Raw genomic sequence first — 1,775 nt, forward strand, 5'->3', positions numbered from 1 at the left:
ACCCCACTGAACGCCGTGCAGTCGCGCATTGTCAGCTTGCTCGACTTTCCGCAGGATCTCTATCTCGGCGTGGGCGCCCAATCCGGGTAATCAGCTGTCAAAATGGGCGAACCGTGAGCTTCATGCGAAGAGCCGCTATTCTCGCCCTTTTTGTCAAGCGGGAAAAACTCGAAGATCGAGTTTCATGCGAGAGAGCGTGCATTTGGTGATTTCCGGGAAAAACTCGACCGATTTTCCGTTCGCCCTGAGCGGTGAGCTTGTCGAACAGTCGCGTTCCGCTGTGGTCCATCTTCCCGTCGCATCTCATCTCAACCGCAGCAGAATAACACTCTCGGGAATCTTTCCGCACATCCTGTCGCCGAGCAGGCCGCTGTGAGAGCGGCCACCGCGTTCGCCTGTTCAGGTGGGTTTGGGCGTGTCCGCTGACGCCTGACCCTTCGCGCGTCGCCGCTCGCCACTGCCGGTCCGTCCCTTGGTCTGACTGGCGGCCGAGTAGTACCTTTCCTTGATTTCGCGCGACGGCAGCGGTGCCGCATGCACCTCGGAGTCGCTCGCCAGACCCTCGACGAGGGCATTCATCTCGACATCGCCGCTCGCATAGCTGCGGATCCGGTCGGCCACGGTGTTGAGCCGCTGCTGAGCCTGTGCGAAGTCACCCTGACGATTGGCCAGCGCCGCATCGCGCCGGGCGAGGTTGGCGTGATAGGCGGCAACCAGGCGATCCACATCGCGGTTGCGGGGTTGACGGTCGTTGGCGCTGTGCCTGGCCCAGGTCCAGTGCAGGCTGGCGCTGGCCAGCTCCTGCCCCGTCGCGTCGGTGACGCGCACCCGCAGCGGACAGGTGACCTCCGCTTCGCCGGCCGGGAAGGTCACCGCCAAGAGCAGATCCTGTTCCTGTTCGCTGACGAGATCGCCGAGCCAGACACTCAGGGCACGCCCGTCCGCTTCCTGGCGCCACGGACCCAGCGCCGCCACCTGGAGATCGGCCTCCCAGTGCAGCCAGACCCGCGCCTCGGCACAGACCACCGCCAGGGCATCGCCCAGCTCGCGGGTGAGGATCGGACCGATGCGTTCGGTGTCGGCGAGGTCGTGGAATACCCCGCCGCCTGCATCGGCGAGGGTGCCGAGCAGCGCCTCGTCGAAATCGTCGCCGACGCCGAAGGTGTGGGTGACCACCCCGAGTTGCCGTAGGGCGCCGGCATGGGTCGCCAGTTCCGTCGCCTCGGTGATGCCGGCATTGGCCAGCCCATCGGTGAGCAGAAAACAGCGGCGCAGCCGTTCCTCCGGGGTCTTCTCCCCGATCAGACCGCAGCCGGTCAGCCAGCCCTCGCTGAGGTTGGTGGTGCCACGCGGACCGATGGCGGCCAGCGCGCGCTGCGCCTGCACGCGGGCGCCGGCGTCAATGGCACGCAGTTCCAGCAGGGTATCGATGTGATTTAGCTGAACATGCCGCCCGCATTGAGACAGGGATCAGGTCCGTTGGCGTGGAAAAGCGTAAAACGGCCGGAGAATAAAATGACACTTCTCCGAAACTCCACAGCCCGAACGACACGCCTGTGGTTGCTCAGAAAAATGGGGGCAAGCATTGGTCACGTCATGTGTCGCACAGTTTCCGGCACACATTTTACTCGGTCTACACTGGGTCTACATCCGCACCGCTTTTTGGAAGTTTCGGCACTGGTTCAGTTCAGTTGTGCAATATAAATTATATATATCAATAACTTGATATATATACCCGCACATTGGAAAATCTGACTTCCTTACAGGGAAACCCT

The 1,775-nt window shown here is 62.3% G+C and carries 1 protein-coding gene; it reads right to left on the reverse strand.

Going from position 1 to position 1,775, the window contains the following annotated elements:
- Window positions 1–399 precede the first annotated feature (399 nt).
- Window positions 400–1,386 carry a hypothetical protein gene (locus QZY07_RS11690; RefSeq protein WP_295402657.1) on the reverse strand — a complete coding sequence of 329 codons (987 nt, stop codon included), beginning with the start codon at window positions 1,384–1,386 and terminating at the stop codon, window positions 400–402.
- Window positions 1,387–1,775 lie beyond the last annotated feature (389 nt).

The sequence above is a fragment of the uncultured Thiocystis sp. genome, from assembly GCF_903866365.1.
Lineage (GTDB): Bacteria > Pseudomonadota > Gammaproteobacteria > Chromatiales > Chromatiaceae > Chromatium.